The organism is Rhizobacter terrae (genome assembly GCF_003852895.1).
GTDB lineage: Bacteria > Pseudomonadota > Gammaproteobacteria > Burkholderiales > Burkholderiaceae_C > Albitalea > Albitalea terrae.
Map to the genome: position 1 here is coordinate 1,190,382 of NZ_QUSW01000001.1, position 20,281 is coordinate 1,210,662.

The following is a 20,281-nucleotide window of genomic DNA, read 5'->3' on the forward strand; positions in this document are numbered from 1 at the left end:
GAGAAGCAACTTGGCGACCCCGAATTCCAATGAGGCAACCACACGCGCTCAACTTGTTGACGCTCAGTTGGCGCACGCCGGTTGGAACAAGTCGCGGCGAAGCCTGATCGAAGAATTCGTTCTGTCGGCACAGGAAAATGAGGCGGGCTACAACGCCCAGCAGTTCGCGGACTACGTGCTACTTGGTAGCGACGGAAAGCCGCTAGCCGTGGTTGAAGCGAAGCGCACGTCGCGGGACGAGCTGGCAGGTAAGCGGCAGGCTGCAGACTATGCCGACGTCCTCAGAGCGAAGTTCGGCCAAGACCCATTCATCTTCCTCACGAATGGCAACGAGATCCAATTCTGGGATCGTGAGCGCTACGCGCCTAGAAAGGTTTCAGGCTTCTACACGCGAGACGACCTGGAGCGCCTGCATCACCAGCGCCAGTTCGCGCAACCGCTACAAGGCGTCGCGATCAATGCGGACATCGCTGGCCGCGACTATCAAAACGAGGCCATTCGGCGAGTCACCGAGGGTGTTGACGCGGCCAAGCGCAAGTTTCTTCTCGTGATGGCGACTGGCACGGGCAAGACGCGGACGACTATCGCTCTGGTCGACACTTTGCTGCGCGCCAAACGCGTGCAGCGCGTGCTGTTCTTGGCCGACCGGCGCGAACTGGTGCGACAGGCAATGTCGGAGTTCAAGTCTCACCTGCCAAACGAAAGCCTGGCCCGCATCGAGGCTGGCGAGACCTCGGGCGCTCGCATTCAGTTCTCCGCCTACCCCAGCATGATGCAGGTGTACTCGCGCCTGTCGGTGGGCTACTACGACCTGATCGTCGCAGACGAAAGTCACCGATCCATCTACCAGCGCTACAAGGCCGTCTTTGACCACTTCGATGCGATTCAGCTTGGCCTGACTGCCACGCCAACCGACTACATCGACCACAACACCTTTGAATTGTTCGACTGCGGCGACGGCGCTCCCAGCTACTACTACAGCTACGAACAAGCCATCGCCGACCAGAACCTGGTGAACTACCGCGTGCTGGACGCGCAGACCAATTTCCAATTGAAGGGCATTCAAGGGGATGCCCTTCCGCAGCCACTACAGCAAATGGCGCGCGACCAGGGCGTGGAGGTCGATGAACTCAACTTCGATGGCACTGACATCGAGAAGTGCGTCATCAACCAGGGCACTAACGACGCCATGGTGCGGGAGTTCATGGACAAGAGCCGCAAAGACGTTCGCGGGTTACCTCACAAGTCGATCATCTTTGCTGTTAGCCATGCTCACGCCAAGCGGCTGTACGAGAGCTTCAACCGCCTGTACCCGGAGCTGCAACGCCAAGGTATGGCCGAGATCATCGACAGCCATATGGAGCGTGCCGATGCCACCCTGGATGACTTCAAGTTTCGAACCATGCCGCGCGTGGCCATCTCGGTGGACATGCTCGATACCGGTGTTGACGTGCCTGCCATTCAGAACCTGGTGTTCGCCAAGCCTGTGTTCAGCAAGGTCAAGTTCTGGCAGATGATTGGTCGCGGCACGCGACTTCATATCGACAAGTCAACGGGTGAGATCAAGAAGGACTTCTTGATCATCGACCACTGGAAGAACTTCGCCTACTTCAAGCTCAAGCCTGACGGTGAGATCGAGCACCCCAGCGAGCCCTTGCCAGTGCGCCTTTTTCGATTGCGGCTGGAGGTGTGGCAGTTGCTCTACGGCCAGGAGCCAGGTGCGCAAGGCACGCGCGACGCCATTGCAGTCCTGCAGGCCATGCTGCTGGCCTTGCCACGCCAAAGTGTCAACGTACGGCCACATTGGGACGAGCTAGATGCACTGGCCCGGCAGTGGCCGGCGCCCGACCCCAGCACGCTCGAACACCTCTCAAAGACGATCGCACCACTGATGCGCCTTGCGCCTTTAGCAGGTCTGGACGAATTGCAGTTCCGCATCTGGTGCGAGCGGCTCACCGTGGGCTGGCTCAAGGGCAATGCCGACGACCAAGTCACTGTGCGCGAGCGCATCCAGGGCGCCGTGGCCAGCCTTGCCGACAACATCCCCGAGGTGCAAGACGCGGCTGAGCAACGCGCCTGGGTGCAGTCGGTCGGATTCTGGCAACACCTGGACATGGTCCGCCTTGCCACGTTGCAGGCGGTGTTCGCGCCACTGATGCGTTACCGAACCAGTGCCCCAGGTCACACGGTGGAAATCAATCTCCCCGACAGCATCACCCAGCGCAGTTGGATCATTTACGGCCCCACCGGCGAAGGCGCCTTTGCCGAAAGCTACCGCCAGCAGGTGGAAGCCCTTGTTCGCCGCCTCGCTGACAAACTGCCCGAATTGGCCGAGCTCAAGGGCGGCAAAGCCCTGAGCGACGAAGAGCTGGAGCGCATCAGCTCCGCGCTGAACCAGGCCGACCTCTTCGTCACCGAAGAGACTTTGCGCAAAGCCTTCGAAGCGCGAGCTGCATCGCTGGCCGACTTTCTGCGCCACATGTTGTGCGAGGGTGTGCATCTGCCCAACCGCGAAGAGCGCATCAACGCCGCGTTTGATGCCTTCATTGCCAGCCACGGATACCTCCGTGCCAACCAGCTCAACTTCTTGCGTGCTGTAAAGGCCGCAGTGCAAAGCCGCGGCCGCATCACCCTCGCAGCGCTCAACGAGCCACCACTGTCGCGAGTGGGCCGCGTGGAATCGTTGTTCCCGCCGCAAGACATCAACGAACTCATTGCCTTGGCCGACCAGCTGATGGACGAGGCCGCCTGATCCCTCAAGGACAAACCTTAATGCTTGCTCCGCACATCAAGAAAAAAGTTGACGAACTCTGGAATCGCTTCTGGGCCGCAGGCCTTACCAACCCTTTGGTGGCCGTGGAGCAGATCACCTACCTGCTGTTTCTTAAGCGCTTGGAGGACATTGACCTCAAGCGCCAACAGCGCGGGTTTCCGTCGATCTACGCAGGGTCCGAGTCATGCAAGTGGAGCTACATCCGCCAGGAAAAGACCAATCCCGGCCACCTGATCGATGTGGTGTTCCCGTGGCTGCGCGAGCTCGACAAGCACTTCACCACTGCCAGCGCAGACGGCACCGAGCTGGCCAGCCTCAACAACCGCATGGCCGATGCCTACTTTCAGCTCGACCCCAACAAAGGTAAGGTTCTGAGCGACGCCATCGACGCCATCGACCAGCTATTTGCTCGCGCCGGTGACGGCAACGCCGCCCAGGACATCATGGGTGACACCTTCGAGTATCTGCTCAGTGAGGTGGCCACCGCTGGTAAGAACGGGCAGTTCCGCACGCCGCGCCATTTGATCCGGTTCATGGTCGAATTGCTCGACCCCGAGCCCGGCCAGCGTGTGATCGACCCCGCGGCCGGCACGGGCGGCTTTCTGTTCAGCACGCAGCAGCACCTGATGCGCAAGTACTCTGCGCAAGAGAACGTGGTGCTTGAATGGGACGGCACGCCGCACCGCACCGATGGTGCCGCAGCCACGCCCGAGCAGTACGCCGCCATCCATAACGGCGCCAACTTCGTCGGCCTGGACAACGACCGCACCATGGCGCGCATCGGCTGGATGAACCTGGTGCTGCATGACGTGACCGACCCGCATCTGTTGCAGGGCGACTCGCTCAGCAAGCGCGAAGGCAAGGGCCAACTCAAGCAACTGCTGGAATCTGAAACCTACGACTTCGTACTGGCCAACCCACCCTTCACTGGCACGGTGGACAGTGGGGACCTCGAGCCTGACTCCTTGCTGTTCCCGCGCGTAGGCGGTGGTGGCAAGAAGAAGGATGACAGCATTACTAACAAGAGCGAGCTGCTCTTCCTGTGGTTGATGCTCGATCTGCTGCGCGTGGGTGGCCGTTGCGCGGTGATCATTCCGGAGGGGGTGCTGTTCGGCAATACCGATGCCCACGCCCGCTTGCGCCGCGAGCTGCTGACCGAGCACGTGGTCGAGGGTGTTATCTCGCTGCCTGGTGGCGTTTTCCAACCCTACACCGGCGTGAAGACTTCGGTTCTCATCTTCCGCAAGGAAACCCGGCGTGACGAACGGCCGACATCCACCTGCCGCGCGGCTCCGCGCACAGAGCATGTCTGGTTCTACGAGGTGGAGGAAGACGGGTACTCGAAAGATGCCAAGCGCAATGCTCGACCTGGCCAGCAGAACGACCTGTGGGATGCACTGGAGAAGTTCAAAGCCTGGCTCGCGCACGGCCGCACAGGCGCGCAGCACAACGAAAAGGTGCTGCTTCAACCCCGCTTTCGCGTCGAGCGCTGGCGCCAAGCGCTGCTGCGTGACACTGCCGACCAACTCACGCCGGCCGGAGAGGCTTTCGCGGCCTTGCCTGACACCAGCATGTGGGACGGCCAAGTCTGGGGCATCCATGAGCTGTTTCCCGAACTGCCTGCCGACCCCAAGGCCGCAGAAGCACAAGTGCGCAATGCCGCGAGCCAGCAGTTGTACGACTTGGCGGTCAAGTACTTCGCGGCCCCCACGCGGCCCATCTGGGAGCAATGGCGCACAGCAGGCACGAGCGAAAAACCCATGAACGCCGAACTCGCTATGGCCGACTGGCAAAAGGCTATCAGGGTGCCCCAGCAAGACTTCAACCGGGCGGCCAAGGAGGTTCACCGCTTGTTTGATGCTGAGGATGGCCCTGCCTTGCCGTTGTGGAAAGACCTGGTGAGGGACGCTATGAAGGCCGGCCTGTCATTCCATGAGACCGCCGTCAAGCAGGCACCCGTTGTGCAGTTCAGTCAACAGGCGCCCGTGGCTGACCTCAAGGCCGCGCTTGAAGCCATTGCCCGTGAGGTGGCCAAGCTTGACGGCTTCGACGTGACGCTGCGCAGCCTGGCCGTTGACCAGGCGACGGAACTCAAAGCGGCCAAACACTGGGTGGTGCCGGTGCGCACCTGGGTCCGCAACAACGATTGGCGCGGCGACGATGGCACGCTCGTCGGATCGCACGATGCTGACGGCCTGGTGCGTCACGCCTATGTGCAGGCCATGCTGGCTGAGGGTCTGTACGACGACAAGGGCTCGCTCAAGGACGGTTTGCTCGATCCCGACTGCATCGAGGCTCGCGAGTGGAACCTGTCTGCCGGGCAGTACAAGCCCTTCGACTTCACTCAGCTGAAGAGCGACAAGAGCGTTGCTGAGCTGATCGGTGTACTCAAGGCTACTGAGCAGGACATCATCAAGGGACTCGACAAGCTGCTGGCGATGGTGGAGGGGCAGGAATGAGGCTGCCAGCGACGTGGGCAGAAGTACGGCTCACTGATGTTTGCGAACTGAACCCTCGGCTGTTGGCCGAGATTCGGCCTAGTGACGATTTGCCGGTGACCTTTGTGCCGATGTCCGCCGTGAACGAATCTGCGGGGGTCATCGACAAACCAGAGGAGCGTACGTTTGGCGAAGTCGCGAGGGGCTATACAAGCTTTCGTGAACGCGATGTACTGTTTGCAAAGGTCACGCCTTGCATGGAGAACGGAAAGGCTGCGATTGTTGGTCAGCTAGTAAATGGGCTTGGGTTTGGATCTACCGAATTCCATGTTCTGCGCCCCACGCCGGCTGTACTACCCGAGTTTGTTTTCAGCTTCGTTCGTCAGCAAGCCTTTCGTGATCGAGCCGCCTCTGCGTTTGTCGGTACAGGCGGTCTACAAAGAGTTCCCCCTGACTTCTTGGCTCGGGTCAAGATCCCACTCCCGACCCTTCCCGAGCAACAGCGCATCGTCGATGTTTTGCAACAGGCGAAAGTGGTAGCGAAGGCCAAGCAGTCGATCAGCGAACAGATTGATCAACTGGTTAGAACCGCCTACTGGGAACACTTTGGCGCGTGGTACACCACTGACGGCCTGATCGACCCAGTGCGGATCAGCGACTGCATTGCAGACTCGCAGTACGGCATTTCCGAAGCGATGGAGGAGCACGGCACGCATGCAGTGCTGCGCATGAACAGTATCACCAGCAGTGGTTGGCTGGACTTGTCTGAACTGAAGTACGCCAGCTTGTCCGCCAAGGACATCGCATCGACTGAATTGCAGGATGGTGACCTGCTGTTCAATCGAACCAACTCGAAAGAGTTGGTTGGCAAGTGCGCAGTGTGGCGCCCAGTTGCTGGCGCATTCAGCTTCGCGTCCTACCTGATTCGGCTGCGCTTGAAGAGCGAGATGCTGCCTGAGTACTTGTGGGCCACATTGAACAGCGCCTACGGCAAGTACCGGCTCGCAAATTCAGCCAAGCAGGCGGTCAGTATGGCCAACGTGAGTCCGACTGACCTGGGTCGGATCACAGTCCCGCTGCCACCGTTGGCCATCCAGGATGCGTTTGCGAAGTTTGTGCGCACCGTCGAAGCGCTGCGATCACAGATGCTCAGCAAGCTAGATGCTTTTGCTGAACTGCAGACAATAGTAAGCCAACAGGCGTTGATCGGTGAGCTGACACCCACGTGGCGCGACGATCACGCCAACGAGATCGCGAAGGCCGTGCAGACCCGCGACACGCTACTTCGCGAGCGGGGCGCCATGATCGATCCTAGCGCCACCATCACTGCCACGCCGTCCGCCCAGGCTGAAATGACTGTACGGCCCGCCCGCCATTGGCTGCTGGGCCAACTGAGTGCGTTTCAGCGCCAAGTGTTGACTGCCTTCACCGTGTACTGCCAATCGAGCGGCGAACCCCTGCTGGTCGAAGACCCAGACGTGTTTGCGCGCTTCTGCGACGACACGACAGTGACCGAGCAGCTGCAAGTTTTTGGTACCTCGCACGGCAACCGTATCCGCCGCACACTCAGCCAACTGGCTGCCCTGGGGTTGATCGCAAAAGTCGCCTTACCCAAGGTCGACCCGGAAAGCGGCGAGCGCGACTACCTCAAAGCCTTTCGTCCGCTGCGGAACGACGAGTTCACGCGCTTGGCCGACGTGCAGAGTCTGCGCAAGGCCTTATCGGCTGATGACGATCATGGGCACTACCACTTTCAAGCGCAGTTGGACTATGAAACCTCGCAGCGCGCCGGCGCGGGCAGCATGTTTCAAGTCATTTCGATTGAAGATGACGAAGGCAAGGACTTCACCCATCTGGTGGACCAAAGCCGGCGCTACGCCTCACTCGATGATCTGAAAGTTGACCTTGCCAGTGCCCTCAAGGTGGCGGCGAAGCAAATTGAGTTGGAGGAGAAGTAATGCGCCTGCGCTATCTGCATCTGCAGAACTACCCGCCAATCTCAGACATCAAGGTGTGCTTTGCCAGTGGCTCGCCGCTGGAGCGCGAGTGCGCCATTCGTTTTGTGGTCGGCGTGAATGGCAGTGGAAAGTCAAATCTGCTCCGCGCTGTGGCGGAGGTGTTCCTGGCAATTGCGGATGGGCGCCGTGCTCCATTTCCGGTGCGCCTCATCTATGAACTCGGTCATCGCGACTCTTCACGCTTTCGAACGCTGGTCCTGGATTGGCTCGGTGACCGTCAGTCTGCGAGTCTTTGGATCGGGGATCGGTATGTATTTCCAGACAACGCCACAGCCGAGCAGTTAGACCAAGCATTTCTCTGCTTGTCGACCGAGTCGAGCGAAATTCCAGCAGATTTCCGCCCGCTCATACGTCGAGGCGAATGGCCAGCCGGATCGGTCACGCCGCAGGTCATTGCGCTGCCCTCTGCGGTGTTGGCATACACGACCGGCGACCTTCGGCCGTGGCGCTCAGTGTGGAGCCGAAATCAAAGAGCCGAGGGTTTTCTGGACAGTGGGGATGACCAGCAGAGCGATGAGCGCCCAGCGGGATGGACGGCAGCGCAGGAACGTACCTTACAAGCGATCCGACAAACAGACGCAGAAGCTGCCCCGCGCGGCATGAGTGGCAGCAATGCTGAGGCGGGCCGTTTCCGGCGACCAGTGCTCTTGGATGCAACGCTACTTAAGTGCGCTCTGTTGGCAGTGGCATTGCCGCAGGCCTTTATTGAAACCACTAACTATCCAGGTCGCGCTGAACTCGATGCGGCAATGGCCCAGCTTCGCCGTCGCTCCGACAACAGGACTTCGATGCAGGAACTGTTGGAGCGTGGCGGATGGCATCACCTGGTGTCTGTGGCCTTCCGCTCTCGCTTGCAGGCGGCAGAGTGGGACCGGAAGCTCTGCGAAACCGCGCATGACTGGTGGCTGTGCGCCAGCGAAGTGATCGCCGAGCCCCATCCAGTGGAAGCTCGCCGAACCTTGTTGTTTGATTTGATGGGCTCGTTCGATGCACAGGCTTCGAGCTATGCCTCTGCCGCACGCGAAGAACTGCAGACTTGCACGAGCCAAGGTGAGGCCCTTTGGGCGTTGTTGGGTGGCGCCCAAGATGCCAGTGCGTTCGACCTTTTTGCTCGCCTGTTGGAGCTGAACCAAGTCGGCCTGTTCGATGACGTGTTGATCCGGCTACGTCGCGCACCGGCGCCAAGCGATGCCAATGTGACGGAGGTCGACGACATCGGCGTGCTTCGCTACGAAGAGTTGTCGGATGGCGAACAGATGGTGTTGGGCCGCATGGCACTCTTCCATCTGCTACAGGGTCAGCAGGACGCATTGCTCCTGCTAGACGAGCCAGAGACCCACTTCAATGACAAATGGAAGCGTGAGATCGTCGACATCATCGACGACGCCATTGGCCACACCAGCAACGACGTGCTGATCTCCACCCATTCGGCCATCGTGTTGTCGGATGTGTTCAACAACGAGATCGTGATGGTGCAGAAGACGCCGCATGGCTCCAATGTGCGCAGCGTCGACGAGCCAACGTTCGGGACCGACCCGAGTGCGTTGATGATGACGGTGTTTGGCGCTGACGACAGCATCGGCAAGAGGGCGCAGGAGTTCATTGAAGGCAAGCTGGCGCAGACCACCGGTACGCAGGCCGAAATCGCCGACCTGGAACGGCTGATTGCCCGCATGGGATCGGGCTTCTACCGCAGCGAGCTGCGCACTTTGCTGAACACCTGGCGGGGCGGCGATGCTTAAGCCGATCCATCGCGTGACCTGTTACCCCGCGCTGGTGGCGTGCCAGCATCTGATGCAGCGGTTCGCACTGTGGCTTTGCGCCCCTGGCACCACGGCGGCGAGCCTGACTTCCGCGGGCCTGCAACCGCCTGTGATGCTCAGTGCGATAGAAGCGGACTGGCTGTGGGGATTTCTCCAGACCAAGAAAGACAAACGGCCGCTACTTGAGCGTGCGCAGTTGGTTGCGGCGATGCCAACAGCACAGAAGGTCGCTTTGGCAGCCTGGGTGCAGGCTGTCTCGGCACTCGCGACGCAATTTCAAGCCGCGCCGCCGCCCTGGCCCGCGACAGGCCCGCAGACGGAGCCGGCGAACTGGACGGCGTTCAGAACTCTGATGGAGGCCTTCTACGACAAGGGATTCCACGCCGGCCTGCCATACGCCGAAGACGGAACGCCGGTGGCGGCAGGAGGTGTCACCTACGCCGTATTCGTCGATGCCTTTCGTGTTGCGCACCGTCTGAACACCGACCCCCACGCCCGCCAGGTTTGCGTACTCTGTGGCGGGCCGCTGGGCGATACGCCGCACGTGGACCACTGGGTTATCAAGAGCGCGTTCCCATTGCTCAGCATGTGCGGTGACAACCTGACGCTCATCTGTAGCACCTGCAACGAAGCGCCGAACAAGGGGGACAAGCCAGTGCACAGTGCCGGCAGCTTTGCCGACTGGTTCCACCCGTACTTGCGCCCGGGCAACGGAGCCCTGCAGCTTGGCTATGACGTTCATGCAGCGGCAGTGCATTGCTCGGCCGTTGCGCCCGCCGATCAGCCCAAGGCCGCAAATCTCGACGCGTTGCTCAACTTGGCAAGCCGATGGACGCGCGAATTCAAGGCGGAATATGCCAAGCATCAGGACGTTCTTCGGCGCAGCGAGAGCCGACGAATTGGGCCGGCACAGGCGAGGCACACACTGCAAGAGCTTGGAAGCTACGTTCAGCAGTGGGTGGGAGGCCTCTCGCCCAGTGAGCCGCATCATGAGGTTCACACCACTCTTGGGCAAGCCATGATCGAGCCCGCCCGAATGCAAGCTTGGCTTGCTGAGTTGGCGACAGTTCAATAGCCAGAATCGGAGTAGCTGATATGGCCGAAATCACCCGCCGCCGCACCGGCGAACTACTTCGGGAGCTGTTCAACATCCTGATGGCCGCGCCCGATGGTGTGCAAGCAAGTGCGGCGTTGCAGGCTTTGGCCAGTCGCGTCACCTTAACACCCTATGAGGCTGACTCCTACGAGTCGGGCGGCAGGCGTTTCGAGAAGATCGTGCGCTTCGCGACAGTCGACTGCGTCAAAGCCGGCTGGTTGGTTAAGGACAAGGGCATCTGGACCATTACCGAAGAAGGCCGCAAGGCTTATCTGGAGCTGCCCGACCCTGAAGCGTTTTATCGACGGGCGTGCAAGCTCTACGCCGAGTGGAGGGCTGCCCAGCCTGACGCCGACGTGGCCGCGACAGCTGGAACGGGCGGGGGAACTGACGAGCCGGATACGACTGCCAAGGCGGTGAGCGTGACCTACGAAGAGGCGGAGGAGCAAGCATGGGCGGAAATTTCGGCCTACCTCCGTGCGATGAATCCCTATGACTTTCAGGACCTGGTTGCCGATCTGCTGCGTGCCATGTCTTACCACGTGACCTGGGTCTCGCTGCCCGGAAAGGACGGTGGCATAGACATTCTTGCGTGGCCTGATGCCTTGGGTACGCGGCCACCGCGCATCAAGGTGCAAGTAAAGCGACAACAGCAAGCGGTGAGCGTTGACGGCCTGCGATCCTTTATGGCATTGCTGGGCGACGACGACGTGGGCCTCTTCGTCTGCACGGGCGGCTTCACGAAGGACGCCGAAACGGAGGCGCGTACTCAGGAGAAGCGCCGCGTTACGCTGATCGGACTGGAGAAGCTGTTCGACCTGTGGGATGAGCACTACGACAAATTGACTGACCAAGCCAGACGGCGGCTGCCATTGCGGTCCATCCGTTTCCTAGCTCCAGGTGGGTGAGTCGAGGTTGCCTGAGCCATTAAGTGGCACGCCGCATCTGCCTCATGAGCAGACTATCTCGAAGGTATTGGTCGCGGCGGATCTGTGGCGGTGATGGCCAGGGTACGCTGTCGACGGCTGCAAGTCGGCAGGCCGCGTGCACACGCTCAAGGAGCACATCGGCTCGAATCGGTCGTGCCGTGTGCAATGGTGCGTGGCCAACCCGCAAGAATGCTGGGCTTGCAAAGGATTTCCGCCTTGCGGCATCATGTGCACGAAATCCAGTGTGCAAGGAGAAGCCGCAAGCCCGCATGGATACTGGTTTTGCGTAAGGATTTTGCAGTCTACCCAAGGACTCATAGTCCTTGGGCACCGACATAGATTCGTCCCGTTGATGTGAGGCTTCTGGCTCTGAAGCGGTCACGCTGCAGAGCGGCCCCATGATTACGCTCTTTCCTCTGGGCAGGAGCCGGTAACGGCACGAACGGTCTCCACAAGCGTCGCGCCATAGTTCGGGCCGCCAGGCAAGTTACTTGGTGCCCCTCAAGTCCACAGTAGCTTGCCGCCGCCGCTCATAGTTGAGCAAAGCCGTCCGAGTCCACGCAGTCAGATCCCGCGTGGAAAACGCCACCGCCTTGACCCGCAACGCAATGGACATCACCACCAACGCCGGCAGCACAACAGGCCCAGCCAGAATCCCAACCCACTGCCGCACGTTGTAGAACATCGCTCCAGCCCTGGGCGTGTGGAACTGCCACAGCCACGCCGAGCAGCCCGCCCAGCCCAGTATCAGCAGCGCATCGGTCGAAAGCGTCCGGATGGATCTGGGAATGAGCGTGATGCCGGCGTTGAAGGCTAGGCGAGCCATCAAGCTCAACACCAGCACCGTCAAAACCAGCATGAACAGCGACCCCAGCGTCGCCGCCACAGAGGCCGCTGACCGCTTCTGTATCCCCGCGAAAAGCACATGCTGCCCTCGCTCCAGGTCGTCCATGCAGGCGGTGCGGGCGTCGGCCAGCCGAAGGCCATCCGCAGCCGGCGCATCCTCAGGCGCGGCCCGGCTCATGGCGTTCCACAACGCCGTCATGTCCTGCGGACAGCCATCAGGAATGTCGGCGCTGCCCATGGCACTCTGGTAGCCGGCCAGGAACAAGAGGTGCGCTTCCGTGGCGGTGAAATCGTCGAGGTCGGTGCGCAGGGCTCGCAGGTGGGTCCACCAGTCCAGCCCGCTTGGCTGCAGCACCGGGTTGCGCAAGGAGATCAGTGCGCACTTGTAGCTGGGCTCGCGCAGCACGTCGCCAAGCGTCTGCTCCATCATCAGGTCCATGGCCCGCATCGGCGTGCCCCAGCCATCCACCGGCCGCATGGGCAAGGCGGGCGCCGAGGCATCGATGCACACGGCGGGGCCAATGCCCAGGTTGAACTCGCGCAAGCCATGGTTGTCGAGCACGCCACCATCGCCCAGGTAGCGCTCGCCGCAGCGGATGGGTTCGAACACGCCCGGCACGGCGCTGGATGATGCAATGGCGCGTGCAATCGGCAGATCGTTCATCGTCAGGTAGCCGGCGTCAGGCTGGCGCGGCAGGCCACGGTCGCCGACGACGATCACGCAGCGGTTGCCTTGCGCATAGTCGGAACAGGCGATGCGCCATTCAGGCAGCGCCGCAGGCCACAACCCCGTCGAGGTGACCCGGTGCAAGCCCGCGAGCCAACGGCGGTTGATGCGCGCCATGGCCTGTGAGAAGCCGAACTCGTTGCGGACCAGCCCGCTGCTCAGCGCGCGCAAGGACGCCATCACACGCAAACGAGGGTTGCGCCGGCTCTTGCGGAACAAGGCCTGCTGGGCACGCAATGCGCACTGCGCCAGCTCCTGGTCGCTGACGGGGCCACGCCGCGTCGCGGCCAGCCACTCCTGCAGAAAGAAGCCCGCGGCGATGGATCCGCCCGAGATGGTCACCAGCATCTTCACCTCGCGCAGGCGGCCTTGTGCGGCCAAGGCATGCAAGGCACCCAGGTGAAAGAAGGCGGCGCGAAAGCCGCCACCGGACAGTGACAGTTGATGGATCGGCTCGTCGAGGCTCGATCGAGGGTCGGAAAGTGTCATGAAGCGCTGCGTTCAGTGTCGAAAGAGGCGGTGATCGCAGCTCAAAGTTTGACATGGGCAGCCACCGCGGATCGGGCGATTGGCGATCACGCGGCCGGCCAGGAGGACTCAGGGTTTGGGCCTGAACGCCATGACCAGAACTGAAGGCACGGCACCCGAAACGTCTGGCGGAATACGACCCGTCTTCTCGACGGCGCGCAACACCGCCGTGTCCCACGCCGGGCTGCCGCTGCTGCGTGTCAAAGTGAACGACGCAATGATGCCGTCGGGCTTGGTTCGCACCTCAACCTCTGCCACCGGATTGCCCTCGATGGGCTCCGGCAACAGCAGGTGTGAGCGGACCGCGTCACGGATGCGCTGCGGATAGGCGCTCGAATACGCAGGCGCCGAAGCACGGGCAGCGCCTGTCGCCGTGGTCATCCGCTTCAGCATCTCTTCGCGAGACTGGGGCGCAGAAGACGGCTGAGCAGGGGCGCCGCCCGTGGCCAGCGAAAACGCAATGAAGAGGGCACTCGGTCGCATCACGGTTTGCATGCTGCCACCTTCTTGTCCGCCAGCAGCTTCTTGCACACATCCATCGCACGCGGCGAAGCGCAGGACCATGCGCCCGGCTCGCCCACCACCGCCTTGCACCCGGCCTCGGCAAGCTGCTTCTGCCCGCTCACATCCAGCGAATGCACCGTGGTCGTGGCAGTGGCAGCACCGGCACCTGTGACCGTCGGCGCGCCCGTCGCCATGCCGACGCCACCCGCCGTGTTCGCAGCCTTGGCCCCGGCCGCCAGCGCCCCGCCATTCATCGTCGCGGCCGGCGTCGGCCCCTGACGCTGCACGCTGATCACCGCGCCCTGCCCGGTCGCGGGCGCGGCCACGGGGTTGCCCTGCGCCTTCTGCGCATTCACGCCCTGCACCAGCGCCGGGTTGATCACCGGCGCCCCGGTCACCCGCTCCGTCACCGCAGCGCCACCGACCAGGCCACCACCCGACAACGCCGGCCGGCTCTTCTTCGCCGCCTCGATCGCCTGGACAAGTTGATCCATCAACGCCCGCTGCTTCGAGGTCATCTCATGCACGACGTTGAACCCGGGCTGGTCCTGCCCATCGTTGTCGGGGTCGCTCGCATCACGCGGCGCAAGCGGCGGATTGGCCTTGTGCACCAGGCCCGTGACGAGGCTCTCCGCCGGATCGGTATAGACCACATCGATCAACAGCGGGTCACTGGCATTGACCGTGAACGCAGCCTTGTAGTCCCCCGATACCAGCCGCAGGCGGCGCGACGGGTTGGACTGGTCGGCGTTGTAGCGTTCCACGTCGCCGCGCGCGCTGTTCTCCAGCGCCTGGGCCAGTTGCTCGGCGGTGCCCTGCACCTGCGTGACGAGCGCCTGGTAGGCCGCATCACGCTGCAGCACGCATGCGATGTCGCCGATGACGGGCCGGTTGGACGCCACAGTGTCACCAGTGGACGACTGCTGCGTGGGGTAGAGCTTCACGGCGACTTGGCAGGCCTTGCTCACCGAGAGGTCGCGTGTGCAGCCCACGGTCTTGCCGTCGCCCTTGAGCGTGCAGCGGTGCTTGGGGTCGACCTGCGACAGCAAGGCCGCGAACTCCGCGCCCGCACCGCTGGGCACCGGCGAGCAGTTGGGCAGACCGCCGCCCTTGGCGGGGCTGCCGAAGAAGTTGCCCAAGGCCACGCCCAATGCGTTGCGCGCCGCCTGGCAGGCGCCAAGGCCGGCGTAGGTCTTGCACTGCAGGCTGTCGAAGTCGCCAGTGGCGGACTGCACGCCGCACTGCGCCTTCAATGCCTCGCTCCGCTTGGTCGCCGCCTTCTCGGCTTTCGCAGTCGCCATCCAACTGGTGCAGAACTCTTCCGGCGTGGCGAGCGTGTTGAGCGTCGAGTTGGGCTTGACCTTGCCGCGCTCCTGGCGCCATGCACGCACCACGTTGCCGAAGACATCGGCCTGGATGCACTGCGCCGTCAGTGTCTTCACGAGCCCGGCGCGGGCCGCAGGGTCGGCGTTGTACAGGCTCACCATCGCAGCGCGCCCCTGCTTCTGCGTCCAGGCCTGCCAGTCCTTGCGCGAGCGGTCCCAGGCGGTGGCGTCCATCTCGGCGTCCCAGCGCTCGCCGGCATAGGCGATGTAGGCGGTGACCGCCGCGGTGATGTCGGCCTGCTTGACGAACTCCACCTTCAGCGGGCCATTGATCTGCGCTGCCATCTGCTTGGCGCCATCGTTCACCTTGGCCAGGTGCGCCGTCCACGCGCCTCCTCCACCAGGGTCCATGTGCGCGGTGAGGCCCTCGTTGCCGAACTTGTCGCGCAGGTTCGTGAACATCGTCTCCGAGATCGGCGGGCCACTGTCGCTGGAGCATCCGAAGAGGCACGATATCCATTCGGCCGCAGCGCCCAGCCCACTGACGAAGGCGCCCACCACATCAGCCACCGCCTCGCCCACGGCGACAATGGCATCGAGCGCACCGCAGACATCGAAGCCCGTCATGACTTGCGCGGCAAGGCAGCCGATCACCGGGCCGCTGTCCTTCATCAGCGCCACGTAGTCGGCCTTCTCCAGGTCCAGGTAGATGTTGATCGCGGTCTCGACCTTCTGCGCATCGCCAGGGTCGACGTCGGCGTTGTCGATGATGGCCTGCGCGCAGTTCATCAATTCGCTGTCTGACAGGTTGCCGCAGCTTTGCAGCGCGCCGGGCACGGCGCGGATGGTGTTGATGCTGGGCAGCTCGGAAGGCCAGACGCCAGCGACGGAGACGATGCTGTCGAGCAGCGACAGCGCGTCGGCATGCGCGGCGCCGGGCAGGAAAAGCGCCAGAGGGAGCAGCAGCGCGAGAGCGCCGCGGCGCAGGCTGTTGAAGATGGCTCGCATGGTCGACCCTCCTTCAGCGAGCGCGCTTGGGCACGGCGGTGGCTTTGGCCTGGGCACGCAGTTCACCCAGCGTCACGCGCACGCCCTTGGCGTTCTCGAGCACCGTGCTGTCGGGCTTGCCCTGCAGCGCCTGCAGCTCATGCGCGTCGTGCACCACCACCGCGGGTCCGGCCAGGTTCGGCCGGCTCGGCTGCGCCTGGACGATGCCGTGGCCCTTCCAGCGTTGCATGACAGCGTCCAGCCGGTGGAGGTCGGACACCGTGAGCTTGGCGCCGTTGGGCAGCTGCACCACGTCGCTCCCCGGCCGGTTGAGCACCGCCGGCAGGTACGCGCCGCGAGACAACTCCGTGGCAGCCGGCCCTTGCGGGTGGGAGAAGCCGGTCTCCGAGGCGACGCGCGGCCTGCTGGATGCGCTGCGGATGGCGTCGGTCAGCGCAATCATCTGCTTGGCGGTCACGACACGGCCGCCTGCGGTGCGCACCGGCGTGTCGGGCGGCAGCGTGCGCAGGTGCGCGAGCGTGACAGGCGCCTGGCCGGCGACGGACAGCTGCAGCGGCGCGGCCGATGGCGCAGGCGTGGCGGCGTGGGCAGCACCCAGGGTCAAGGCGGCGCAGGCCGCGCCCAGGAAGCGACGAACGGACATGAAGGTCTCCTCGGTGGACTCGTGCGCCGAGCGCAGTCGGCGGCTCGGTCGCGACTCTCGCGCAAGTCCGCGCGCCGGGTGTCTGGTCGGAACCCTTATTCGGCGGGATGCAAGCGAAGGTCTTGCAGTCGACTGCGAAATCCGTCACACCGCAGGAGGGGCGCCCTGCCTGCGCGGCAACGCCGCTTCAGCGCCCGCGCACCCGTTGCAGCAGCAGCCGGTCCTCGTCGCTCTCGCCGGTCGCCCACACGCCGTTGGGCAGCGCATGGAACACCAACACCGCATGGCGCTGCGGATCGCTCATCACCAGCTCGCCCGCAGGATTGCGGTGCCAGGCGTAGAGATCCTCTGCCCGTGCCGTCACGCCGGAGCAGCGTGGCGATGCGCTGATCGCCGAGCCGCCGATCACGCGCCGTCGTTCGAGCTTCACGCGGCAGGCGGGTGCACCCTCGCCGTCTTTCGAGAGCGTCCAGGTGCCGGCATCCGGCAAGGCCGCTGCCGGCGACGACGCCGGGCCGCTTGCCGCAGGGAGCGGTGCCGCTTGCACGGGCACGGCGGCCAGGGCGTGCAGCAACGCGGCAGCAGCCAGGGCCAGCCTGACGCGCGAGCGGCGATGAAAGGTTGTTGTGGAACTCATGTCCGATGCCGTGAACGCTTGTCCGCGGGCCAGTGTACTGTCCGGTACCAACACAGCCCTGGTCCAGCACTACAGCGTCAAAGCCATGGCTGATTCGCGTCCATAGGCATCCAGGCGCCGGATCGTTTCGCGCATGTCCAGCTCGGTCGCATCCGGGTGGATGGCGCAGATGCGAAGAACAGTGCGCCCCTTCAACTGGGTCGTTAGCACCGCGGCGAAGCCATCCTCCAGCGCACGCCTGGAGATGGCGCGATTCAGCGCGTCGGTGTCCTCCGGCGACAAGCCCGGCTGCGTCATGCGGAACGTGACGATGGCCAGTTGGGCGGGCGACACCACGTCCCAGCCGGCGTGCTGGCGCAGCTCGTCTTCGGCCCATTGCGCCAGCTGGCAGCCATGCGCGATCGCATCGCCCATCGCCTGTGAGCCCAGCACCTGCAGCGTCAGCCACAGCTTCATCGCGCGGGCCGGCCGCGTCAGCTCAGCGCCCAGGTCCCAGTGGTTGACCTGGTCGGCGTCGGTCTGCGCGTCACGCAGGTATTCAGGCCGCGTGTGGAAGCTCTGCGGCAGATGCTCGCGATGGCGCATCAGCACCATGCCGCACCCGTAGGTCTGGAACAGCCATTTGTGGGCATCCCAGCTCAGGCTGTCGGCCTCGCCGATCCCATCCAGCAGACCTCGATGGGCCGGCGACAGCGCCGCCGATGCGCCGTAGGCGCCGTCCACATGCATCCACAGGCCATGCTGGTCGCAGAGTGCCCGGATGGCCCGCAGCGGGTCGACGCTGCCGGTGTTGGTGGTGCCCGCACTGGCGATGACCACGAAGGGCTTGAGGCCGGCAGCGCGGTCCTGTTCCATGGCGCAGGCCAGTGCGGCCATGTCCATGGCGAACGCATCGTCGGTCGGCATGCGCCGGATCTGGTCGGGCAGGAAGCCGATGATCTTCAAGCCCTTGGCCACGGAGGAATGCGTCTGCTCGGAAACGTAGGCCACGGCGATGGATCTCTCGTGCGGCGCCAGCTTCTGGTCGCGTGCCACGGTGAGCGCGGTGAGATTGGCCATCGAGCCGCCCGACACGAAGAGCCCGCCGGCCGTGGCCGGCAGGCCCACGCGAGACGCGAGCCATTCGATGAGTCCCATCTCGATCGCGCTGGCGCCTGAGCTTTGCAGCCAGCTGCCTGCGTGGGCGTTGTGCATGGCGGTGGCCAGCTCACCCAGCGCGGACAGCGGCGACGCCGGGCCGGGAATGAAGGCGAAGAAGCGGGGATGGTCCATCTTCGCGCGCCATGGGTGGATGTCTTCCAGCAGCTGGGTGAGCACATCGTTCAACGGGCGCCCCTTGGCCGGCACGCCCATGTTGCGCAAGGCGGCAGCGCCCGCTGCGTCGATGACCTGCACGGCGCGCTGCATGGGCTTCTGCTGCTGGCTGTCGCCCACGCGGCTCACGGCCTTCGCGAACGCCTGAGGCGTGACGTCTCCGAGCAAGCGGCTTGGCCACCCGGCTTCGGATGAGGCAGCCGGATGCTGTGATTGCGGGCGATGAATCATTAGAATTCCACCGAATGATGTTCTGTCGTTCTTCCATTCTCTTGAATGTCATTCAACAAATACAGCACTCTGAACCACATGGCCAAAAATACGAATGGACTTCAGCCAGAGGGCAGCACCGCCGCCCGCCTGGACGCCGTGGACCGAAAGCTGTTAGGGCTGCTGGCGGACGACAGCAGCTTGAGCTACGGCGAACTGGGACAAGCCCTGCACCTGTCGGCCCCCGCCGTGCATGAGCGGGTGAAGCGGCTCAAGCGCGACCGCGTCATCCTCGCCACCGTGGCGCGGCTCGATGGCGCCAAGCTGGGCCGTCCGCTCCTGTGCTTCGTGCAAGTCATCACCAGCACCGTGAAGCGCGCCCGGCAGGTGGCCGCGTTGTCATCGCTGGCCGACATCGAGGAAATCCACACTGTCACCGGCGAAAGCGGCATCCTGCTCAAGGTGCGCACGCGCGACACGCAGGCCCTGGAGACTTTGCTGGCAAAGATTCATGGGGTCGACGGCGTGGAAGGAACCCGCACGCAGATCGCCCTGTCAACGCTGCTCGAACGCGGGCCCAGTCCGCACCTGGCGGATTGACCCGCTGGGCAAACGGCCCGATGCAAAGGTCAATCGTCGCCGAACAGCCCCGAGATGGCGCTGCCGGCGAGGTCCAGCGTCGCGTCCACGGCATCTTCTGCCACATCGCTTGCCAGGTCGTCGGCTGCCTTGGCCGCCGCCGTCGCGGCCACCGCACCCAAGGCACCGGCGATCAGCGCGCCGCCCAGCGGCACCGGGTCAGGCTCGCCCGGCTGGCGCCGCCGCGGCTTGACCCGCAGCGTGAAGGTGATGGCAAAGGCCAGCCACGCCAGCAGCATGGCCGCCACCAGCCCCCAGCCGGCAAGGCCAAGCATGGTCAGCACCACACGAACGATGAAGAAGACGACTGCGGCCACGCCCGCTGCGAATAGGAACGCCATGCGCTCGATTGTGCTGCCCGCGCCCAGCGAGAATCACTTGGCCCGCGCCAGCCTCTGTGACTTGTCTCACACCCCTGCAGACCATCCCATGTCCATCGACTACGCCTTGCACCATCGCGACATCCCGCCCGAGCTGATCGCCGAGGTGGCTTCCTTGTCCGAGCACGTCTTTGAAACGTCCACCATCGACCACGCATGGCGGCTGACGCACATGCCCGACGTCAGCCTGTTCTGCGCACGGCAGGCGGGCGAGCTCATCGGCTTCAAGGCCGGCTACGCCATCGCTGAACGCAAGTACTACAGCTGGCTGGGCGCCGTGCACCCGCAGTGGCGCCGCCAAGGCGTGGCCAGCCGTCTGGCCGACATGCAGCACCAGTGGCTGGTCGAGCGCGGCTTCGCGGTGGTGGAAACATCCAGCCGCCACGAGAATTCAGCGATGGCGCGGATCAATCTCCACAGTGGCTTCGTCACCGTGGGCACCAAGCTGGAGCCGCATGGCTTGCAGGTCTTGTGGGCGAAGACGCTGGCTTGAAGCGACGGCC

15 protein-coding genes are annotated in these 20,281 nt (G+C 63.6%); 8 read left to right on the forward strand and 7 right to left on the reverse strand.

The features are described from left to right. Positions 1-10: 10 nt before the first annotated feature. Genes DZC73_RS05480 through DZC73_RS05505 form a run of 6 tightly spaced genes read left to right on the forward strand, consistent with a single transcriptional unit; the run spans position 11 to position 10,996 of the window. Positions 11-2,752, forward strand: a complete 2,742-nt coding sequence (locus DZC73_RS05480; protein ID WP_124539144.1) for a type I restriction endonuclease subunit R — start codon at positions 11-13, stop codon at positions 2,750-2,752. Positions 2,753-2,772: 20 nt separating this feature from the next. Next, the gene (locus tag DZC73_RS05485) at positions 2,773-5,232 is read left to right on the forward strand and encodes an N-6 DNA methylase (RefSeq protein ID WP_124539145.1); all 2,460 of its coding nucleotides are present in this window, start codon (positions 2,773-2,775) and stop codon (positions 5,230-5,232) included. Beyond that, entirely contained in the window at positions 5,229-7,169 is a 1,941-nt protein-coding gene (locus DZC73_RS05490) for a restriction endonuclease subunit S (protein ID WP_124539146.1), read from the forward strand. The genes DZC73_RS05485 and DZC73_RS05490 overlap by 4 nt, the downstream gene beginning before the upstream one ends. Then, positions 7,169-8,971 carry an AAA family ATPase gene (locus tag DZC73_RS05495; protein ID WP_124539147.1) on the forward strand — a complete coding sequence of 601 codons (1,803 nt, stop codon included), beginning with the start codon at positions 7,169-7,171 and terminating at the stop codon, positions 8,969-8,971. Before DZC73_RS05490 ends, DZC73_RS05495 begins: the two co-directional genes overlap by 1 nt. Continuing rightward, positions 8,964-10,067: an HNH endonuclease signature motif containing protein gene (locus tag DZC73_RS05500; RefSeq protein ID WP_124539148.1), complete on the forward strand. Its 1,104-nt coding sequence runs from the start codon at positions 8,964-8,966 to the stop codon at positions 10,065-10,067. The genes DZC73_RS05495 and DZC73_RS05500 overlap by 8 nt, the downstream gene beginning before the upstream one ends. A gap of 20 nt (positions 10,068-10,087) precedes the next feature. Then, positions 10,088-10,996 carry a restriction endonuclease gene (locus DZC73_RS05505; RefSeq protein WP_124539149.1) on the forward strand — a complete coding sequence of 303 codons (909 nt, stop codon included), beginning with the start codon at positions 10,088-10,090 and terminating at the stop codon, positions 10,994-10,996. Positions 10,997-11,504: 508 nt separating this feature from the next. Here DZC73_RS05505 and DZC73_RS05510 read toward each other — a convergent pair. The 6 genes from DZC73_RS05510 to DZC73_RS05535 all read right to left on the reverse strand — a co-directional run bounded on the left by DZC73_RS05510 (position 11,505) and on the right by DZC73_RS05535 (position 18,717). Continuing rightward, on the reverse strand, positions 11,505-13,079 hold the full coding sequence (locus tag DZC73_RS05510) for a patatin-like phospholipase family protein (protein ID WP_124539150.1): 1,575 nt from the start codon (positions 13,077-13,079) through the stop codon (positions 11,505-11,507). Positions 13,080-13,187: 108 nt separating this feature from the next. Continuing rightward, complete coding sequence (locus tag DZC73_RS05515) at positions 13,188-13,613, reverse strand: energy transducer TonB (protein ID WP_161974460.1); 426 nt, start codon at positions 13,611-13,613, stop codon at positions 13,188-13,190. Further along, positions 13,601-15,955: a hypothetical protein gene (locus DZC73_RS05520; RefSeq protein WP_124539152.1), complete on the reverse strand. Its 2,355-nt coding sequence runs from the start codon at positions 15,953-15,955 to the stop codon at positions 13,601-13,603. The genes DZC73_RS05515 and DZC73_RS05520 overlap by 13 nt, the downstream gene beginning before the upstream one ends. Before the next feature lie 13 nt (positions 15,956-15,968). Beyond that, positions 15,969-16,598, reverse strand: coding sequence for a hypothetical protein (locus DZC73_RS05525; protein WP_124539153.1), 630 nt, complete (start codon positions 16,596-16,598; stop codon positions 15,969-15,971). 187 nt (positions 16,599-16,785) lie between these two features. Then, complete coding sequence (locus DZC73_RS05530) at positions 16,786-17,235, reverse strand: AprI/Inh family metalloprotease inhibitor (RefSeq protein WP_124539154.1); 450 nt, start codon at positions 17,233-17,235, stop codon at positions 16,786-16,788. Between the two features lie 69 nt (positions 17,236-17,304). Further along, positions 17,305-18,717, reverse strand: coding sequence for a pyridoxal phosphate-dependent decarboxylase family protein (locus tag DZC73_RS05535; protein ID WP_161974461.1), 1,413 nt, complete (start codon positions 18,715-18,717; stop codon positions 17,305-17,307). 141 nt (positions 18,718-18,858) lie between these two features. On the opposite strand from DZC73_RS05535, the gene DZC73_RS05540 reads away from it, so the two are divergent. Next, positions 18,859-19,359: an Lrp/AsnC family transcriptional regulator gene (locus tag DZC73_RS05540; protein ID WP_235834993.1), complete on the forward strand. Its 501-nt coding sequence runs from the start codon at positions 18,859-18,861 to the stop codon at positions 19,357-19,359. Positions 19,360-19,388: 29 nt separating this feature from the next. On the opposite strand, the gene DZC73_RS29620 is transcribed toward DZC73_RS05540, so the two are convergent. Next, positions 19,389-19,739 carry a hypothetical protein gene (locus tag DZC73_RS29620; protein ID WP_161974462.1) on the reverse strand — a complete coding sequence of 117 codons (351 nt, stop codon included), beginning with the start codon at positions 19,737-19,739 and terminating at the stop codon, positions 19,389-19,391. An 88-nt stretch (positions 19,740-19,827) separates the two neighbouring features. Between DZC73_RS29620 and DZC73_RS29625 the strand changes: the two genes are divergently transcribed. Beyond that, positions 19,828-20,271 carry a GNAT family N-acetyltransferase gene (locus DZC73_RS29625; protein WP_161974463.1) on the forward strand — a complete coding sequence of 148 codons (444 nt, stop codon included), beginning with the start codon at positions 19,828-19,830 and terminating at the stop codon, positions 20,269-20,271. Positions 20,272-20,281: the final 10 nt, after the last annotated feature.